Below are 18,888 nucleotides of genomic sequence, written 5' to 3'. Positions count from 1 at the left end.
CTCCTGCTGTTAGTGGAAGGGTTTTAAGTCGACACGCGCCATCATTGCGGCCAACTGTGTCCTGTCGGTGATGCCGACGTTGCTCTGGCTGACTGCCAGCGCCGCCACCGCCGTTGCAAGACGTAGGGTATGTTCACTGGATTCACGCATCAGCAAGCCATAAATGAGGCCGCCGACCATGGAATCCCCTGCCCCGACCGTACTGACGACGTCACAGGACGGTGGTTTGGCGATCCATTCACCCGACGCGTTTACCCACAGCGCCCCTTCCGCGCCCAGAGAGATCACCACATGGGCGATACCCTGTTCGCGAAGCGCGTGAGCCGCCTCGATAACATCTTTCAGTTCCGGCAGTTTGCGGCCGGCCCAGATCTCCAGCTCGCGGCGGTTCGGCTTCACCAGCCACGGTGCGGCTTTCAGCCCCGCGACCAGCGCCTCACGGCTGCTGTCGAAAATAATGCACGGACACTGGCTGCGCAGACGGGTCATCCAGTCGGTGAACGCTTCCGGGGAAACGCCCGATGGCAGGCTACCGCTGACGCAGACCATGTCGAACTGGCCAAGCCAGGTTAAGGAGTCATTAACGAAACGCTCCCAGTCGGCAGGCGTCACTTCAAAACCGGAGAAATTAAGGTCGGTCACTTCGCCGTCTTTTTCCGTCAGTTTGACGTTAATGCGGGTACGGCCCTGCACCACCTGGAAACGGTTGGCGATGCCAAGTTCGCTGAACAGCTGCTGAAAGCCGTCCTGGTTATCTTTACCGAGAAAACCGCCCACGGTGACGTCGATACCTAAATCTTTGAGCACTTTGGCGACGTTAATGCCTTTACCCGCAGCGTGCAGGCCAGTGGTCCGCACGAGGTTAACTTCGCCGCGCTCAATCTCTGCGCAGTAACCTACCAGGTCATATGCCGGGTTGAGAGTAATAGTGGCGACACGTCTGCTCATGCTGCGCCCTCCCCAAGACCCGCGTTGATGGCTTCGCCGATGGCGTCCAGGGCCGCCTGCGCATCGTCGCCCTGCGCGGTAAAGCGCAGGCGATGGCCTTTCTTAACGCCCAGCGCCACGACTTTCATCAGGCTGCGGCCGTTCGCCGGTTTACCGGTGCCGTCGAGGTTGGTGACGGTCACATCGCTGTTGAACTGTTTGATGGTGTTCACCAGCACGGTGCCAGGACGCGCGTGCAGGCCGTGCTCGTTACGAACGGTGAATTCCGCGCTCAGCACGTCTTCGCCCGGCGCGTCGTCGCTGGTCAGCAGCGTCAGCAGCGTGGCGGCGTCGGCGTTCAGCAGACGGTCAGCTTTGTTCGCCATCAGCAATTCGCTGACGCGGCCCAGCACCTGCAGTGGCTGATCGTCAGCAACCGCAACCGTCAGCAACAGACCGACGTTTTCGCCATCCTGCGTGAACGGCTGCGCCGGACGGCTCACCGCGACTGCGCTGGCGAGATTGCCCTGCACGCTGTCAGCAAGCCAGACGCCCTGGCCGAGATTCAGCGGTTTAGCGTTAATGACGTGGCTCACGAACTCCGCATCCACCGCGCCCGCTTCGCTGAGACGACCAGCGTTCAGCGCCTGCAACGTCACGAGGCTCGTGGCCGCAACATCAAGCGTGAGGGTGTCGTTGTCCAGCTTCATCCCCGCGCTTTGTTTCTCGCCCATCAGCAGCGCACGCAGCTCTTCGGCGGTGGTCGCGGTTTTCAGCTGTTCAGCAATCGCATCGTCGCTCAGCACATGGGTGAGCTGACGCAGCAGGCCTAAGTGTTCATCGGAGCTGGCCGCGATGCCGATGGCAACGTACGCCACCTGATCGTCGCCCCAGGCGACGCCCTGCGGGAACTGAAACACCTGCACGCCGGTTTTCAGCACCTGATCGCGCGTGTCGGTGGTGCCGTGGGGAATGGCGATGCCGTTGCCTAAGAAGGTGGAGGTTTGCTGCTCGCGAGCCAGCATGCCGTCAACATAACCGGCGCTGACGTTGCCCGCTTTCACCAGCGCGTCAGCAACCTGACGAATCGCAGCTTCTTTATCTCCGGCATGAGCGCCGGGATGGATATCCTGAACAGATAACTGGAACATAGTCTCCTCGCTTGCTGAACCCGAATCGTTTCAGCCGTTGTGAGAAAAAGAGCGTTGCCACGCCAAATGAGCAAAACGCGACAACGCTGAAACGTTTCAAGAAAGTCTGCATTCTCCGCGCTCTGCGCGCAAGAAAAGCCGTTATTGACGTGTTGAATATTAGAGATCCCGCACATTTCACCCCTTAGTGAAACGCAGCGGGGAGCAGATTCAGCAAATTTCAACTGGCCTTCAGCTCGCTTCAGCAAAGCGGCAGAGACATTCTGAAATGCTATTTTGATTTTTTGTGGCGTCGCCGCACCGGGTTGCTGTTCAAATAATGACAAGAGGCGTAAACTCCGCCCCTTCTTTACCGACACTGCTCTGCTTATGCAAAACGACTCCCTCGCGGCGCCGCGGCGACCGCTCGATTTCACGTCAGCCTCGTTTCTGATCGTTGCTTTTCTCACCGGTATCGCGGGCGCGCTGCAAACCCCGACGCTCAGCCTGTTTCTGACGGAAGAGGTACACGCACGTCCGGCGATGGTCGGCTTCTTTTTTACCGGCAGCGCGATCATCGGCATTCTCGTCAGCCAGTTTCTGGCCGGGCGTTCGGATCGCAAGGGCGACCGTAAATCCCTGATTTTCGCCTGCTGCCTGCTGGGTGCGCTGGCGTGCCTGTTATTTGCCTGGAATCGCAACTATTTCATTTTGCTGTTTGTCGGCGTTTTCCTGAGCAGTTTTGGCTCGACCGCCAACCCGCAGATGTTCGCGCTGGCGCGCGAGCATGCCGATCGCACCGGGCGCGAGGCGGTAATGTTCAGCTCGGTGCTGCGCGCGCAGGTATCGCTCGCCTGGGTGGTGGGCCCGCCGCTGGCGTACGCGCTGGCGATGGGGTTCGGCTTTCAGGTGATGTATATCAGCGCGGCTGCGGCGTTTGTGCTGTGCGCGCTGATGGTCTGGTGCTTTTTGCCCTCCATGCGCAAAGAGCCGCTCGCCACCGCCGCTCCGCTGGAAGCCCCGCGCCGCAACCGGCGCGACGCGCTGTTACTCTTTTCGGTGTGTACGCTAATGTGGGGCACCAACAGCCTCTACATTATTAATATGCCGCTGTATCTGATTAACGAGCTGCGCCTGCCGGAAAAACTGGCGGGTGTGATGATGGGCGCGGCCGCCGGGCTTGAGATCCCGGTGATGCTGATTGCAGGCTTCTACGCCCGTAAATTTGGCAAACGCTTTCTGATGCGGGTCGCGGTGGCGGCAGGCGTGCTGTTTTATCTCGGCATGCTGACGCTGCACAGCCCGGCGCTGCTGCTGGCTTTACAGCTGCTGAACGCCATTTATATCGGCATTCTGGCCGGTATCGGCATGCTCTATTTCCAGGATCTGATGCCAGGCCAGGCGGGTGCGGCGACCACGCTGTATACCAACACCACGCGCGTGGGCTGGATCATCGCCGGGTCGCTTGCGGGCGTGATTGCGGAGCTACTCAACTACCACGCGGTGTTTTACGTGGCGCTGGCGATGACCGCAGGCGCGGTCTGGTGTTTGTGGCGCATTAAGGACGTTTAAGGCGCGGTCAGCGCCTCAAGGTGAATCAAAAAGGTCATCGCGTCGTGGCGGCTTTCGCCGCACATCTCTTTCGAAGGCTGCAGGCCGCCGCAAACGTTCGGGCGCAGCGGCGAGCCAAAGAGCTTACAGCGCAGGCGTTCGTCAAGCTGGACGCAGGGCGTATTGGCCGGTTTGCCGTCGGGCATGCCCGGGATGGGGCTTGAGATCGACGGTGCGGTGCAGCAGGCACCGCAGTCGGGGCGACATTCCATACATTCTCCGTGACGACGCTCAGGCGTCGGTCAGTGATTTTTCAAGCAGCAGCCGGTAGTCTGCCGCCTCGCCCTTCTTTTCCAGCCTGATGACCTGGTAACCGTTGCGGACAAGCAGCATCAGCATGGCGCGAAACTGATTACGCGTTTTCACGTAAAGGCGCTGGTAGCCGTTTTCCCTGGCCCAGCACTCCTGCGTTTCCAGCAGTTGCTGCGCCACGCCGTCGCGTCGGTATGCAGGCACGACGCCGTTGAGCCAGCTGTAAAACTCGCCTGGCGCCGATTCATAGCCGAGCTTAAAGCCCACCGGCTCTGCACCGTCATACGCCACCAGCGCGCAGGCGACGCGCTCGCCAATACGCTGGCGGATAGCCTGCGCATCATGCAGTCCGGCGAACTCCGGGATCAGACGATAAACGGTAGCCGTTTCTTCAGGCAGGACGTGACGGATGGAAATCGGCATGGCGGCTCCTCGCATGAAAGCCGGGCATTGTAGCGTTTTGCCTCGCCAGGTACAGCACTGATGGCGAAAAGACACCGCGCGCGACTTTTTCGGTACGTCTCGCAATGTGCGTAATTCCGCTTGCCTGGTGCGTGCCTGGCGAGTAACTTGTCGCGATATTTTGCATATTCCAGCTTAACAGGACACGTCGATGCCAAGAGCGAATGAAATTAAAAAAGGTATGGTGCTGAATTACAACGGTAAACTGCTGATTGTGAAAGATATCGATATTCAGTCGCCGAGCGCGCGCGGCGCGGCTACGCTGTACAAAATGCGTTTTTCCGATGTCCGCACCGGGCAAAAAGTGGAAGAGCGTTTCAAAGGCGACGATATCCTGGACACCATCACGCTGACCCGTCGCTTTGTCGATTTCTCTTATGTCGACGGCAACGAGTACGTCTTTATGGATAAAGAAGACTATACGCCATATACCTTTACCAAAGACCAGATTGAAGAAGAGCTGCTGTTTATGCCGGAAGGCGGTATGCCAGATATGCAGGTGCTGACCTGGGACGGCCAGCTGCTGGCGCTCGAACTGCCGCAGACGGTAGATCTGGAAATCGTCGAAACCGCGCCGGGCATCAAAGGTGCCTCTGCCAGCGCCCGCTCCAAGCCTGCCACGCTCTCCACGGGCGTGGTAATTCAGGTGCCGGAATACCTGAGCGCCGGTGAGAAAATCCGCGTGCATATCGCCGAGCGCCGCTATATGGGCCGCGCTGAGTAATCCCCGTTCGGTAAAAAGAAAAAGCCCCGCCAGTGCGGGGCTTTTTTTATAGGGTGCTGACGGTTACAGCAAATCCGGGAACAGCACTTTTTTCAGCGCCAGCTCCACGCCGCGCACTTCCGCAAGCCCTTTCAGACGGCCAATTGCCGAATAGCCGGGGTTGGTTTTCTTACGCAGATCGTCAAGCATCTGGTGGCCATGATCCGGGCGGAACGGGATCGGGCGCAGATCGCCTGCTTTTTTACGGCGCTGCTCTTCGGTCAGGATCGCTTTCACCACCGCGACCATATCGACGTCGCCATACAGATGCGCGGCTTCGTGGAAGGTTTTCGGGTTCGCCTCGCGACAGGTGGAGCGCAGATGCGTGAAATGAATGCGATCGGCGAACGTTTCTACCATCCGCACCAGATCGTTATCCGCACGCACGCCGTAAGAGCCGGTACACATGGTGAAACCGTTATAGATGCTGTCAACGGTTTCTTTCAGCCACTGCATATCTTCAATGGTGGAGACAATGCGCGGCAGGCCGAGGATCGGGCGCGGCGGGTCGTCCGGGTGAACCGCCAGGCGCACGCCCGCTTCTTCGGCCACCGGGACAATCGCTTTCAGGAAATACGCCATGTTGTCGCGCAGCGCGGCTTTATCGATATGGTCATATTCGCTCAGGCGGGCGCGGAACTGATCCAGCGTATAGCCCTCTTCTGCGCCCGGCAGACCGGCGATGATATTGCGCGTCAGCGTCTCAATCTGCGCCTCGCTCATGGCGCTAAAATAATCCTGCGCCTGGCGTTGTTCATCGTCGGTGTAATCATGACGCGCGCCGTCGCGCTTTAAGATATGCAGTTCAAAGGCCGCGAAGGCGATGTGATCGAAACGCAGCGCTTTTGAGCCGTCCGGCAGCGTGTATTCCAGATCGGTACGCGTCCAGTCAAGAATGGGCATGAAGTTATAGCAGACGGTGTCGATACCGCAGACCGCCAGATTGCGGATGCTCTGCTGGTAGCTTGCGATATAGCGATCGTACTGGCCGGTATGAGTTTTAATATCTTCATGCACCGGAATACTTTCGACCACCGACCAGGTCAGGCCTTTTTGCGCCAGCTCCGCCTGACGTTTTTTGATCTCCTCCACCGGCCAGACCTCGCCGTTAGGAATATGGTGCAGCGCAGTGACGATGCCGGTCGCTCCGGCCTGCCTGATGTCATCCAGCGAAACCGGATCGTTCGGCCCATACCAACGCCAGGTTTGTTCCATCGCCCTCTCCTTAAAAAGTTGTTATACCAATATCGCTAACCTCTATGATGACTACCATACATGTTTACCTGAGGCCGTCAAACCACATGCTGCCTGCTATTGATCCAGCTCACAAACCCCGGATATTTACGGCACACCAATTCAATTTGCTGTCATATAACTTTACACTGGTTTTGTTAAATAATGGTTATCAGGATATGTGAGAAATGAATAATATCGCTTCCGCCACGCTGCCTGCTTCGGTTCAACGCCCCACTTATGACCGCCGTGCCCTGCAAACCCGCATCGTGCATTTCGGTTTCGGCGCGTTTCACCGCGCACATCAGGCGCTGCTGACTGATCGGGTGCTTAACCTGAACGGCGGCGACTGGGGCATCTGCGAGATAAGCCTTTTCAGCGGCGATGAGCTGATGAGCGCGCTGCGCGCTCAGGATCATCTCTATACCGTGCTGGAAAAAGGCGCTGACGGTAATCAGGCCATTATTATTGGCGCTGTCAATGAATGCCTCAACGCGAAGCTCGACGGGATGGACGCGATTATCGAGAAATTCTGCGAGCCGCAGGTCGCTATCGTCTCATTAACCATTACCGAAAAAGGCTACTGCATCGATCCCGCGACCGGCCAGCTTGATACGCAAAACAGCCGTATCGCGCACGATCTGGAAACCCCACATCAGCCGCAGTCCGCGCCGGGGCTGCTGGTTGAGGCGCTGCATCGCCGCCGCGAACGCGGGCACGCGCCGTTTACCGTGCTCTCCTGCGATAATATTCCTGATAATGGCCATGTGGTGCGCGAAGCGGTGCTCGGCATGGCGCATCAGCGCGACCCCGCTCTTGCGCAGTGGATAGCCGACCACGTGACGTTTCCCGGTACGATGGTGGACCGTATCGTGCCCGCCGCGACGCCGGAATCGCTGGAGGAAATCGCCGACGCCATAGGCGTTGCCGATCCGTGTGCCATCAGCTGTGAGCCATTCATTCAGTGGGTGATTGAAGATAATTTCGTCGCGGGCCGCCCGGCCTGGGAGGACGCGGGCGTGCAGATGGTGGGCGACGTGCTGCCCTGGGAGCAGATGAAGTTAAGAATGCTGAACGGCAGCCACTCTTTTCTCGCCTATCTCGGCTATCTGGCGGGCTATGCGCACATCAGCGATTGCATGAACGACACACACTTTCGCGACGCGGCGCGCCAGCTGATGCTGCGCGAGCAGGCGCCGACGCTGCGCATTACCGGCGTCGATCTCACCGGCTATGCCGACAGCCTGGTTACGCGTTTCGCCAACCCGGCGCTGAAGCACCGCACCTGGCAAATTGCTATGGACGGCAGCCAGAAACTGCCCCAGCGTATGCTGGATTCGGTGCGCTGGCATTTGCAGCACGGAGGCGAGTGGTCGCTGCTGGCGCTCGGCGTAGCGGGCTGGATGCGCTACGTCAGCGGTGTGGATGACAGCGGAGCGCCCATCGACGTGCGCGATCCGCTTGCTGAAAAAATCGCGGCGCTGGTGCGCTCGAGCAGCGAAGAAGAGCGCGTCGGCGCTCTTCTGGCGCTGAAAGAGGTTTTCGGCGAAGATCTGCCGCAGCATCCGCTGTTTATCCATACGCTGAACGCCGCCTGGCAGTCGCTGTGCCGTCTGGGCGCGAAAGAGGCGGTCGCCCGGCTCGCGCGTCGCTGATTTTTAACCCTGAATGCTGTTAACGCGGACGCGCGCCCTGCCCGTCCGCGTTTTCTCTTCTCATGCCCATTATTTTTATCCAGAATGTCGCCTGATGATTTATTCCCGTCAGATATTTATCAGGAGCGCATGTGACCCGTACCAGTCTTATTACCGGTTTTCTTGGCAGCGGTAAAACCACCACGATCCGTCATCTGCTGGCCCATAAAGATCCGGCGGAAAAGTGGGCCGTTCTGGTCAACGAATTTGGCGAAGTCGGCATCGACGGCGCGCTGATGGCCGACAGCGGCGCGTTGCTAAAAGAGATCCCTGGCGGCTGCATGTGCTGCGTTAACGGCCTGCCGATGCAGGTTGGACTGAATACCCTGCTGCGCCAGGGAAAACCCGATCGCCTGCTGATTGAACCGACCGGGCTTGGCCACCCGAAGCAAATCCTGGATATGCTGACCTCAGAGGTGTATGAACCGTATATCGACCTGCGCGCCACGCTCTGCCTGCTCGACCCGCGTCAGTTGCTGGATGAGAAATATGTCACCAATGAGAATTTCCGCGACCAGCTGGCGGCGGCAGATATTATTGTCGCCAATAAACAGGATCGCAGCGATGCAGCAAGCCTTGCGGCACTAAACGCCTGGCGCGACGAATACGCCGCCGACCGGGAACTGGTGTTCGCGACACAGGGTGAAATCGACCCGGCGTTGCTTGATAAGCCGCGCCTTAACCTGCGTGAGCTGCCCGCCAGCGCGCATCATAACCATTCACATGCCGCACGCAGCGGGCTTGCGGCGCTGAACCTACCGGGCAATCAGCGCTGGCGTCGTAGTCTGAACAGCGGCCAGGGGCATCACGCCTGCGGCTGGATTTTCGATGCCGATACGGTGTTCGATACAATCGGCATACTGGAGTGGGCGCGGCTCGCGCCAGCTGAGCGCGTAAAAGGCGTGCTGCGCATTCCTGAAGGGCTGGTGCGCATTAACCGCCAGGGACAGGATTTTCATATCGAAACCCAGAGCGCACCGCCGCCGGACAGCCGTATCGAACTGATTACCGCCGCGGAAACCGACTGGAATGCGCTTCAGTCCGCCTTGTTGAAGCTTCGTTTAGACACGTCGCTTTAACGTTACCCTTTTATGAAAATTCAGACGCCCATGATCAAGTCCCGTTTACCCGCGATCCTGCTGCTTAACCTTGCAGGCGCCGTACTTTTTCTTTCCTGGTATCCGCCAGCGAAGACCGGCTTCTGGTTCACTCTCGATGCCGGGATTTTCTACTTTTTTAATCATCTGGCCGCCGCCAGCCACAGTTTTTTATGGTTCCTTGCGATCACCAATAATCGCGCCTTTGACGGCTGCTCGCTGCTGGCGATGGGCCTGTTGCTGCTCTGGTACTGGCGTAAAGCCACACCGGCGGGCCGCCGCCACATTTTTATTATGGGCGTGGTGATGCTGCTCTCCGCCGTAGTGCTCAATCAGCTTGGGCACCTGCTGCCGGTGTCGCGCCCAAGCCCTACCCTGACCTTTGAAGACAGTCTGCGCGTAGGTAAAATCACAGGGATTTCCACCAAAGACGCCTCGACCGACAGTTTTCCAGGCGACCACGGCATGATGCTGCTTATATTTGCCGGATTTATGTGGCGCTATTTTGGTGGGAAAGCTTTCGCGCTTGGCCTGTTGATATTCTGCGTTTTCGCGCTGCCGCGTATGATGATTGGCGCGCACTGGTTTACGGATATTGCCGTTGGCTCTTTGTCAATCATTTTTGTTGGTCTTCCGTGGATTTTATTGACACCGCTTAGCGATAAAATAATTACCTGGCTTAATAATCATCTGCCCGGTAAAAAAAAAACAAGCTCATAACAATTAATTAATAGAATAAAAGTATCACCAACAGGGATCGTTAAGGGTCCCTGTTTATTTTATAGACACACTCTTCTCCACGCTTTTCCCGCGACTTTCATATATTCGTCATAAAAATGAATAAGTTGACTATTTTTGCGTCAACTCTCCGATCCTTCTCCCTTATCTGCAAATGCTATACCGGGCATTACAATTTCTTATAAAAAAATAAATAAAACCACTCGCCATATGGGGTTTGTTAGGGTAATCTCGGGAGCGTTTTGCGGTTTAAGGGCATTTATTGGTAATGCAAATAAAAAGTGTGGCCTGACACACAATTTAGCTCACCAGGAATTGTCTTACCCCCCAGAGCTCATTAGTCTCGGCACGTTTAGCATTTTTTATAACGATTTTTATCGTTAAGGACTTCAAGGGAAAACAAACATAATGGTCAAATCTCAACCAATCCTGAGATATATCATGCGGGCTATCCCCGCTGTCGCTGTGGCAGTTTTGCTTTCAGCATGTAGCTCCACCAATACCGCAAAAAACATGCATTCTGAGACGCATGCAGTAGGTGAAAACGACGGGCTGTTACTGCAAGCCTCTCAGGATGAATTCGAACAGATGGTTCGTACGCTGGATGTAAAATCCCGCATTATGGACCAATATGCTGACTGGAAAGGCGTGCGCTATCGCCTCGGCGGCAGCACCAAAACCGGCATCGATTGTTCCGGCTTTGTGCAGCGTACTTTCCGTGAACAGTTTGGTTTAGAACTCCCGCGCTCTACGTATGAGCAGCAGGAAATGGGCAAACCGGTCGATCGTACCCGGTTGCGCTCCGGCGATCTGGTGCTGTTCCGCGCTGGCTCCACCGGCCGTCATGTAGGCATTTACATCGGTAATAATCAGTTTGTGCATGCGTCAACACGCAGCGGCGTGATGATTTCCAATATGGACGAACCATACTGGAAGAAGCGCTACAACGAAGCGCGTCGCGTACTGAGCCGTAGTTAATTCCGGTATGACGATTTCCCTTGATCGTCTTTGCTGAACGTTAAAAAACGCTGCTGGTGCAGCGTTTTTTTCGTCTGTCTCTCTGCCTCTGACATTTTCCTGACCCCTCACCTTATGCGGGATTTCTGTTAAGCTGGTTTCACGCCAGTTGCTCGCACAGGAACTAAAAAGGATGTTATCCAGTCCGCCTTTTGCATCAACGCTGTCCACGCCCCGTAAAATTATTCTTGCCGGTATTGCGGCAGGCCTGGCTCTGACGTTGATTATCACGCTCGCTGCCCGCGGCTGGCTGCATGAGCAGCGTGAAAACCAGTACGACATGCTGGCGCGGGATATTCATCATTATCTGAACACCTATTTTGCGCAGCTGAAATCGTCCGCCGACGCGCTGCAACCGCTTACACTCGCTGAATGCGGCACCGTGTCATCTGAGCTGACCTCACGCGCGGCGTTTAACCTCAACGTGCGCGCCTTTTTGCTGATAAGAGACAACGCCGCTTACTGCTCATCTGCCACCGGCAAGCTTCACCTGCCGCTTCGCGAACTCGCCCCGGATATCGACACCCGTAAAACGGTGGATATCAGTATTATTCCCGGCACGCCGATGATGCCGGATAAACCGTCCATGGTGATGTGGTTCGGCAACCCGCTGATGGAAGGCCGCGGCATCGTCACAACCCTTAACGTTAATCTCACGCCGTATCTGGTCTATACCGCGCGCCAGAACGATCTCAACGGCCTGGCGCTGGTGGCGAAAGACCGGGCGCTGACGACATTTTCCGGCAAGGTCTTGACGCCGGACGAACTGCCCGCGGAACCGCTACGCAGCGAAAGCGTGCAGGGCTATCCGCTGAAGCTTTATCTGTATGGCGATACTATGCCCGCCGAAGACCGCCATCTGGCGCTGCTGCTGGGTTTATTAATTGGCGTACTGGGCGGCGTGCTGACGGTCATTTTGCTGGCGCTGCGCGCGCGATCCGGGCGAGAGATCGTCAGCGCCATTAAGCGCAACCAGTTCTTTGTGGTCTATCAGCCCGTGGTGGACGCGGCCACGCGCCAGATCCGCGGCGTCGAAGCGCTTATGCGGTGGAAGCACCCGAATGCCGGGATGATTCCGCCGGACGCCTTTATCAATTTTGCCGAAGCGCAGGGGCTTATCGTTCCCTTAACCCGTCACCTGTTTAAACTCATCGCCCAGGATGTGCCGCGTCTCCAGCAGTCGCTGCCGCCCGGCGCCAAGCTGGGGATTAATATTGCGCCCGGTCATCTCCATTCCGAACACTTCAAAGCCGATATTCAGAAGCTACGTGCCTCGCTGCCGCCGGATTATTTCCAGCTCGTCTTTGAAATTACCGAGCGCGACATGATCCGCGAAGAAGAAGCGCTGGATCTTTTTCAGTGGCTGCATGAGCAGGGTCATGAGATCGCAGTGGATGACTTCGGCACCGGCCACAGCGCGCTTATCTATCTTGAGCGTTTCACCCTGGATTATCTGAAGATCGATCGCGGCTTTGTGAGTGCGATCGGCACTGAAACGATCACATCGCCGGTGCTGGATGCCGTCATTACCCTTGCGAAACGCCTGAATATGGTAACGGTAGCCGAGGGGGTAGAGACACAGGAGCAGGCGAAATGGCTAACCGTGCGCGGCGTCAATTTTTTACAGGGCTACTATTTCAGCCGTCCGGTACGTGCCGCTGACCTGCCTGCCAGCATGAAAGAAGCTGACGCATAACGCGGGGCTATTTCACAATCCCGCGCGGCTCCCTTATTATGCTGCCATGCGGTTATCGCGCCCGTTCAGGCCCCGGAGAAGGACACACCACCTCAATGATTGCACGCGCGTTCGTTTTGCTCGCTCTTATGTTCAGCGCTGTTTGCCAGGCGCAGACCATTCATGAAAGCTACTCCCTGGCGGTACTTGGGGAGCCGAAATATGTCGTTAACTTTAATCATTTCGATTACGTCAACCCGGCAGCCCCGAAAGGCGGCAGTATCACGCTTGCCGCCATCGGCACATTTGATAACTTCAACCGTTACGCACTGCGCGGTAACCCTGGCGTGCGCACCGAAGCGCTCTACGACTCGCTCTTTACCAGCTCCGACGACGAGCCGGGCAGCTACTACCCGCTGATTGCCGAAATGATCCGCTACCCGGACGACTTTTCATGGGCAGAGGTGACGATAAACCCGCAGGCGCGTAACCACGACGGCTCCCCCATTACCGCGAAAGATGTGGCGTTTACCTTCCATAAATTTATGACCGAAGGCGTGCCGCAGTTCCGGCTCTACTATAAAGGCGCGACGATGAAGGCCATCGCGCCGCTGACGGTACGCATTGAGCTGGCGCAGCCTGGCAAAGAAAATATGCTGGGGCTGCTGACGCTGCCGGTAATGCCGGAGAAATTCTGGCGCGACCATAAGCTTAGCGATCCGCTCTCCACACCGCCGCTCGCGAACGGCCCTTATCGCGCTACCCAGTGGCGAATGGGGCAGTATATCGTCTACTCCCGCGTAAAGGATTACTGGGCCGCTAACCTGCCCGTGAACCGCGGCCGCTGGAATTTCGACACTATTCGCTACGACTACTATCTGGATGACAACGTCGCTTTTGAGGCGTTTAAAGCGGGCGCGTATGACTTCCGCCCGGAAAGCAGCCCGAAAAACTGGGCGACACGCTATACCGGCAGTAATTTTAATCGCGGCTATATCGTCAAAGACGAGTTTGAAAAAACCACTGCTCAGGACGCGCGCTGGCTGGCGTTCAACATTCAGCGGCCTTTCTTTGCCGACCGACGCGTGCGCGAGGCGATTTCGCTCGCCTTCGATTTCGAGTGGATGAATAAAGTGTTGTTCTATAAAGCCTGGCGGCGGCCGAACAGCTATTTTCTGAATACCGAATACGCGGCGCGCCACTATCCTGACGCCGACGAGCTCACCTTGCTCGCGCCGCTCAAAAAAGAGGTGCCGCCTGAAGTCTTTACCCGCATCTACGAGCCGCCAGTGTCGCGCGGCGACGGCTTTGACAGAGAAAATCTCATCAAAGCGCTGGCGCTGCTCAAAGAAGCCGGCTGGGAGCTTAAAAATAACAAGCTGGTGAACCGCGAAACTGGCAGGCCGTTTACGTTTGAACTGCTGCTCGGTTCAGAAGGGAATAACCAGTGGGTATTACCCTTCCAGCACAGCCTGGCGCGTCTGGGCATCACGATGAACATCCGTCAGGTGGATAACTCACAGCTCACCAACCGGCTGCGCAAACGCGATTTCGACATGATGCCGACGCTCTATCGCGCCGCGCCCTGGCCCGATACCGGATTGCAGATAAGCTGGGCGTCAGACTATATCGATTCTTCCTGGAACACTCCCGGCGTGCAGAACCCGGCGGTGGATAAACTGATAGCGCAGATCATCGCAAACCAGGGCAATCAGCAGAAGCTGCTGCCGCTAGGCCGTGCGCTCGACCGCGTGCTAACCTGGAACTACTACATGATCCCGATGTGGTACGCCGCGGCGGATCGCGTGGCGATGTGGAACAAATTCTCGCGCCCCGCCACCAGCCCGCTGTACACGATTGGCTTTGATACGTGGTGGTATGACGTCAATAAAGCCGCCACGCTGCCAGAAGCGCGGCGCTGAGGAAAATTATGGGCGCTTACCTGCTTCGCCGCTTACTGCTGCTGATCCCGACACTCTGGGCCATCATCACGCTTAACTTTTTCATCGTACAGATAGCGCCCGGCGGCCCGGTGGATCAGGCGCTCGCCGCTATCCAGTTTGGCAGCGCCAGCGGCATCCCTGGCGTTCAGAACGGCGGGATGCAGAGCAGCCGCCCGCAAAACGGCGTGCTGAACGTAAACGAGAGCCACTACCGCGGCGCTCGCGGGCTCGATCCGGAAGTGGTCGCCGAAATCACCCACCGTTACGGGTTCGACAAACCGCTGCATGAGCGGTACCTGAAAATGCTGTGGGATTATGCGCGTTTCGATTTTGGCAACAGCCTGTTTCGCAGCGCGTCGGTCATCGATTTGATTAAAAACAGCCTGCCGGTCTCGGTCACGCTTGGCCTCTGGAGCACGCTGATAATTTATCTGGTGTCGATTCCGCTCGGCATTCGCAAGGCGGTGAACAGCGGCAGCCGCTTCGACGTCTGGAGCAGCGTGGCGATTATCACCGGCTACGCCGTGCCTGCCTTTTTGTTCGCCATATTACTGATTGTCGTTTTCGCCGGCGGCACCTGGTTCGATCTCTTCCCGCTGCGCGGGCTGGTCTCAGCCAATTTCGACACGCTGCCGTGGTATCAGAAAATCACTGACTATCTCTGGCATATCACACTGCCGGTGCTGGCGACAGTGATTGGCGGTTTCGCGACGCTCACCATTCTTACCCGCAACGCGTTTCTCGATGAGATCCGCAAGCAGTATGTGGTAACGGCCCGCGCTAAAGGGCTTGGCGAGCAGCAGATCCTCTGGCGTCACGTGTTTCGCAACGCCATGCTGCTGGTGATTGCCGGATTCCCGGCGACGTTTATCAGCATGTTTTTCACCGGTTCAGTGTTGATTGAGGTGATTTTCTCGCTCAACGGCCTCGGGCTGCTGGGCTATGAAGCCACCGTATCGCGCGATTATCCGGTGATGTTTGGCACGCTCTATATTTTCACCCTGGTCGGCCTGCTGCTGAATATCCTGAGCGATATCACTTATACGCTTGTCGACCCACGCATTGATTTCGAGAGGCGCGGATGAGAAGACTCAATCCGGTCAATCAGGCGCGCTGGGCGCGGTTTCGCCATAACCGGCGCGGCTACTGGTCGCTGTGGATTTTCGCGATAATTTTTGCCTTAAGCCTCGGTGCCGAGCTTATCGCCAACGATAAACCGCTGGCGGTGCACTATCAGGACCGCTGGTATTTCCCGCTTATCCATAACTACAGCGAAAGCGATTTCGGCGGCCCGCTCGCCACGCCTGCTGATTATCAGGACCCGTGGCTGCAACAGCGGCTTAAGGAAAACGGCTGGGTGCTCTGGGCGCCGGTGCGTTTTAGCGGCACTGCGATTAATTTCGCGTCGGATCACCCCTTCCCTGCCCCGCCGTCGGCGCAAAACTGGTTGGGCACCGATGCCAACGGCGGCGATGTGCTGGCGCGCATTCTGTATGGCACGCGCATCTCCTTGCTGTTCGGGATAATGCTGACGCTCTGCGCCAGCGCCATCGGCATTACCGTTGGCGCAATCCAGGGCTACTACGGCGGCAGAATCGATCTGTTCGGCCAGCGCTTTATTGAGATCTGGTCCGGCATGCCGACGCTGTTTCTGATCATTATCCTCTCAAGCGTGGTGCAGCCAGGCTTCTGGTGGCTGCTTTTGATAACCGTGCTGTTCGGCTGGATGACGCTGGTGGGCGTGGTGCGCGCCGAGTTTCTGCGTACCCGCAATTTTGACTATATCCGCGCCGCCCAGGCGCTTGGCGTCAGCGACCGCGCGATTATCTGGCGCCACATGCTGCCGAACGCGATGGTGGCGACGCTGACATTTCTGCCGTTTATTCTCTGCGGCTCGATTACCGTGCTGACGGAGCTGGATTTCCTGGGCTTCGGGCTGCCGCTCGGCTCGCCTTCGCTCGGCGAGCTGCTTTTGCAGGGCAAGAATAACCTCGAAGCGCCCTGGCTTGGCCTCACCGCCTTTTTCTCGCTGGCGATTTTACTGTCGTTACTCATTTTTATCGGCGAAGCGGTTCGCGACGCCTTCGATCCCGGTAAGGCGGTCTGATATGGCGCACCCCCTGCTTTCCATCGACAATCTTTCTATCGCGTTTCGCCAGCAGGGCGTTGAACGTCAGGTGGTGGATTCGCTGTCGCTGGCTATTGAGCCGGGCGAAACGCTGGCGCTGGTGGGTGAATCCGGATCCGGCAAAAGCGTCACAGCGCTTTCCGTGCTGCGCCTGCTGCCATCGCCGCCGGTCGTCTACCCGCAGGGCGATATCCGCTTTCAGGGCCAGTCGCTGCTGAACGCCAGCGAACGCGAACTGCGCGCGGTGCGCGGCAACCAGATAGCGATGATTTTTCAGGAGCCAATGGTCTCCTTAAACCCGCTGCATAGCGTAGAAAAACAGCTCTATGAAGTGCTGTCGCTGCACCGTGGCATGCGTCGCGAGCCCGCGCGCGCCGAGATCATTACTTGTCTTGAGCGCGTCGGCATCCGCAACGCCTCTCAGCGGCTGAACGATTTTCCGCACCAGCTTTCCGGCGGCGAACGGCAGCGCGTGATGATCGCCATGGCGCTGCTGACCCGCCCGGCGCTGCTCATCGCCGATGAACCGACCACCGCGCTGGACGTCACGGTGCAGGCGCAAATCCTGCAACTGCTGGCGGAGCTGAAGCGCGAACTCAATATGGGGCTGCTGTTCATCACCCATAACCTGAATATCGTCAAACGGCTCGCGGATAACGTGGCGGTGATGCAGAACGGGCGCTGCGTGGAGCAAAACCGCGCCCCGGTGCTGTTCGCCGCGCCCGCGCATGACTACACCCGTCGCCTGATTAACGCCGAGCCGGACGGCTCTCCGGTGCCGCTTCCTGAGCCTGCCGCACCTTTACTGACCGTGCGAGGATTGAGCGTAGCGTTTGAGAAGCGCCGCGGGCTGTTGCGGCGCGTCGCGGGCTATCATCATGCGCTTAAAGACTTAAGCTTTACGCTGCATGCGGGCGAAAGCCTGGGGCTGGTAGGCGAGTCAGGGTCTGGCAAGAGTACATCAGGGCTGGCACTGCTGCGCCTTATCGCCTCACAAGGCGAGATTGTTTTCGACGGGCATCCGTTGCACGCACTCAACCGCCGCGCGCTGCTGCCGCTGCGCCGCCGCATCCAGGTGGTATTTCAGGATCCGAACTCGTCGCTCAACCCGCGTCTTGACGTACAAAGCATTATCGCCGAAGGGCTGCGCGTCCATCAGCCAGCGCTGACCCCGGCGGAGCGTGAGGCGCAGGTGATTGACGCCATGCGCGAGGTGGGACTGGATCCCGAAACGCGCCACCGCTACCCGAGCGAATTTTCCGGCGGCCAGCGTCAGCGTATCGCCATTGCGCGCGCGCTGATCCTCAAACCTGAGCTGCTTATCCTCGATGAACCGACGTCGTCGCTCGATCGCACCGTACAGGCGCAAATCCTTTCACTGTTGAAAAGGCTACAGCAAGAGCATCAGCTCGCTTACCTGTTTATCAGCCACGATCTCCAGGTGGTGCGCTCGCTGTGTCATCAGGTGGTGGTGTTGCGTCAGGGAGAAGTGATTGAGCAGGGCGACTGTCAGACAGTCTTCGCCGCCCCGCGTGAGGCTTATACGCGCGAGCTGTTAACGCTGCGCTGAGGCTCAGAAAGGATTCTGGCCGGAAAACGGCTCGGCAATCGCCACGCCGAAATTCTTCAGCCGACAGGTGGCCGCGAACTCATCCTGATGGCTCACGAACAGACACGGCTCACCTTCGCACTCCAGAACAGAACAATCCACCGAGATGTCGCTCAGCGCCTGGCTGAGCTTCTGCATTACCGGCCAGGCTTTTTCGCCGTCCGGGCTTAACAGGCGCAGGCCAACGAGACAGTTGTCGCAGTCCCGGCCCTGATGCGGAATCGGTTCAACTTTTGAACCGGCGAAACCCGCCCGCCACCGATAGCTCTGCGGCAAGCGATGAACGATAGAGAGTTGTAGCGTATTCAAGATAGCGTCCCCGGAAACATAAATTTTACAAGTCATTCACATAAAGATTAACACATGTTGACAAAAAGTGATCGTACCAACAAAGAAAACGGTTTCATTGCAAGCGGCCACAGGTTATTTCCTCATCAGCGAGGCGGTTATTTTGTGCGTTGGCTCGCATTTTGGCGCTATATGTACCCCGTTACGCGTCGTGACACAACCTTTTTTAATACATTACCGTGACTTTTTACACGATATATTTTTACATTCAGGAAACGAAAATGACTCAGGAAAGCGCGCCAGAGGGACGTAATGCGTGAG

17 protein-coding genes are annotated in these 18,888 nt (G+C 57.4%); 11 read left to right on the top strand and 6 right to left on the bottom strand.

The window, feature by feature from the left end; all coding sequences use genetic code 11:
• Positions 1 to 9 precede the first annotated feature (9 nt).
• Together fruK and fruB are read right to left on the bottom strand one after the other, a co-directional pair.
• Positions 10 to 948, bottom strand: a complete 939-nt coding sequence (fruK, locus tag AFK66_RS05960) for a 1-phosphofructokinase (protein WP_004387452.1) — start codon at positions 946 to 948, stop codon at positions 10 to 12.
• Positions 945 to 2,078, bottom strand: a complete 1,134-nt coding sequence (fruB, locus tag AFK66_RS05955; protein ID WP_007776634.1) for a fused PTS fructose transporter subunit IIA/HPr protein — start codon at positions 2,076 to 2,078, stop codon at positions 945 to 947. The genes fruK and fruB overlap by 4 nt, the downstream gene beginning before the upstream one ends.
• Positions 2,079 to 2,447: 369 nt before the next feature.
• Between fruB and setB the strand changes: the two genes are divergently transcribed.
• Positions 2,448 to 3,629: a sugar efflux transporter SetB gene (setB, locus tag AFK66_RS05950; RefSeq protein WP_023898392.1), complete on the top strand. Its 1,182-nt coding sequence runs from the start codon at positions 2,448 to 2,450 to the stop codon at positions 3,627 to 3,629.
• Here setB and AFK66_RS05945 read toward each other — a convergent pair.
• Together AFK66_RS05945 and AFK66_RS05940 are read right to left on the bottom strand one after the other, a co-directional pair.
• Complete coding sequence (locus AFK66_RS05945; protein ID WP_032968315.1) at positions 3,626 to 3,880, bottom strand: YkgJ family cysteine cluster protein; 255 nt, start codon at positions 3,878 to 3,880, stop codon at positions 3,626 to 3,628. The two genes, setB and AFK66_RS05945, sit on opposite strands and share 4 nt — an antisense overlap.
• A gap of 19 nt (positions 3,881 to 3,899) precedes the next feature.
• Complete coding sequence (locus AFK66_RS05940) at positions 3,900 to 4,343, bottom strand: GNAT family N-acetyltransferase (RefSeq protein WP_023898391.1); 444 nt, start codon at positions 4,341 to 4,343, stop codon at positions 3,900 to 3,902.
• A 190-nt stretch (positions 4,344 to 4,533) separates the two neighbouring features.
• On the opposite strand from AFK66_RS05940, the gene yeiP reads away from it, so the two are divergent.
• A complete protein-coding gene (gene yeiP / locus AFK66_RS05935) occupies positions 4,534 to 5,106 on the top strand; it encodes an elongation factor P-like protein YeiP (RefSeq protein ID WP_004387446.1) in 573 nt (190 codons plus the stop codon).
• A gap of 63 nt (positions 5,107 to 5,169) precedes the next feature.
• On the opposite strand, the gene uxuA is transcribed toward yeiP, so the two are convergent.
• On the bottom strand, positions 5,170 to 6,360 hold the full coding sequence (gene uxuA / locus AFK66_RS05930) for a mannonate dehydratase (protein WP_007776641.1): 1,191 nt from the start codon (positions 6,358 to 6,360) through the stop codon (positions 5,170 to 5,172).
• A gap of 206 nt (positions 6,361 to 6,566) precedes the next feature.
• Here uxuA and AFK66_RS05925 point away from each other — a divergent pair, with 206 nt between their 5' ends.
• The 9 genes from AFK66_RS05925 (at position 6,567) to yejF (ending at position 18,240) form a co-directional block, all read left to right on the top strand.
• Entirely contained in the window at positions 6,567 to 8,033 is a 1,467-nt protein-coding gene (locus tag AFK66_RS05925; RefSeq protein WP_007776643.1) for a mannitol dehydrogenase family protein, read from the top strand.
• A 131-nt stretch (positions 8,034 to 8,164) separates the two neighbouring features.
• Positions 8,165 to 9,151 carry a CobW family GTP-binding protein gene (locus tag AFK66_RS05920; protein WP_007776645.1) on the top strand — a complete coding sequence of 329 codons (987 nt, stop codon included), beginning with the start codon at positions 8,165 to 8,167 and terminating at the stop codon, positions 9,149 to 9,151.
• A 30-nt stretch (positions 9,152 to 9,181) separates the two neighbouring features.
• Complete coding sequence (locus AFK66_RS05915) at positions 9,182 to 9,889, top strand: phosphatase PAP2 family protein (RefSeq protein ID WP_032968317.1); 708 nt, start codon at positions 9,182 to 9,184, stop codon at positions 9,887 to 9,889.
• 426 nt (positions 9,890 to 10,315) lie between these two features.
• Positions 10,316 to 10,885, top strand: a complete 570-nt coding sequence (gene mepS / locus AFK66_RS05910) for a bifunctional murein DD-endopeptidase/murein LD-carboxypeptidase (protein ID WP_004387441.1) — start codon at positions 10,316 to 10,318, stop codon at positions 10,883 to 10,885.
• A gap of 172 nt (positions 10,886 to 11,057) precedes the next feature.
• The gene (locus tag AFK66_RS05905) at positions 11,058 to 12,620 is read left to right on the top strand and encodes a cyclic di-GMP phosphodiesterase (protein ID WP_007776652.1); all 1,563 of its coding nucleotides are present in this window, start codon (positions 11,058 to 11,060) and stop codon (positions 12,618 to 12,620) included.
• Between the two features lie 95 nt (positions 12,621 to 12,715).
• Positions 12,716 to 14,521, top strand: coding sequence for an extracellular solute-binding protein (locus AFK66_RS05900; protein ID WP_007776654.1), 1,806 nt, complete (start codon positions 12,716 to 12,718; stop codon positions 14,519 to 14,521).
• An 8-nt stretch (positions 14,522 to 14,529) separates the two neighbouring features.
• Positions 14,530 to 15,627: a microcin C ABC transporter permease YejB gene (locus tag AFK66_RS05895; protein ID WP_007776656.1), complete on the top strand. Its 1,098-nt coding sequence runs from the start codon at positions 14,530 to 14,532 to the stop codon at positions 15,625 to 15,627.
• Positions 15,624 to 16,649 carry a microcin C ABC transporter permease gene (locus AFK66_RS05890; RefSeq protein WP_007776658.1) on the top strand — a complete coding sequence of 342 codons (1,026 nt, stop codon included), beginning with the start codon at positions 15,624 to 15,626 and terminating at the stop codon, positions 16,647 to 16,649. Before AFK66_RS05895 ends, AFK66_RS05890 begins: the two co-directional genes overlap by 4 nt.
• A 1-nt stretch (position 16,650) precedes the next feature.
• Positions 16,651 to 18,240, top strand: coding sequence for a microcin C ABC transporter ATP-binding protein YejF (gene yejF, locus AFK66_RS05885; protein ID WP_023898389.1), 1,590 nt, complete (start codon positions 16,651 to 16,653; stop codon positions 18,238 to 18,240).
• A 3-nt stretch (positions 18,241 to 18,243) separates the two neighbouring features.
• Here the strand turns inward: yejF and AFK66_RS05880 are convergent, their stop codons facing one another.
• Complete coding sequence (locus AFK66_RS05880) at positions 18,244 to 18,588, bottom strand: YejG family protein (protein WP_007776665.1); 345 nt, start codon at positions 18,586 to 18,588, stop codon at positions 18,244 to 18,246.
• Positions 18,589 to 18,888 lie beyond the last annotated feature (300 nt).

Source organism: Cronobacter malonaticus LMG 23826, from assembly GCF_001277215.2.
GTDB classification, from domain to species: domain Bacteria; phylum Pseudomonadota; class Gammaproteobacteria; order Enterobacterales; family Enterobacteriaceae; genus Cronobacter; species Cronobacter malonaticus.
The sequence above is the reverse complement of the archived record's forward strand: the minus strand, read 5'-3'. Positions and strand labels throughout refer to the sequence as shown.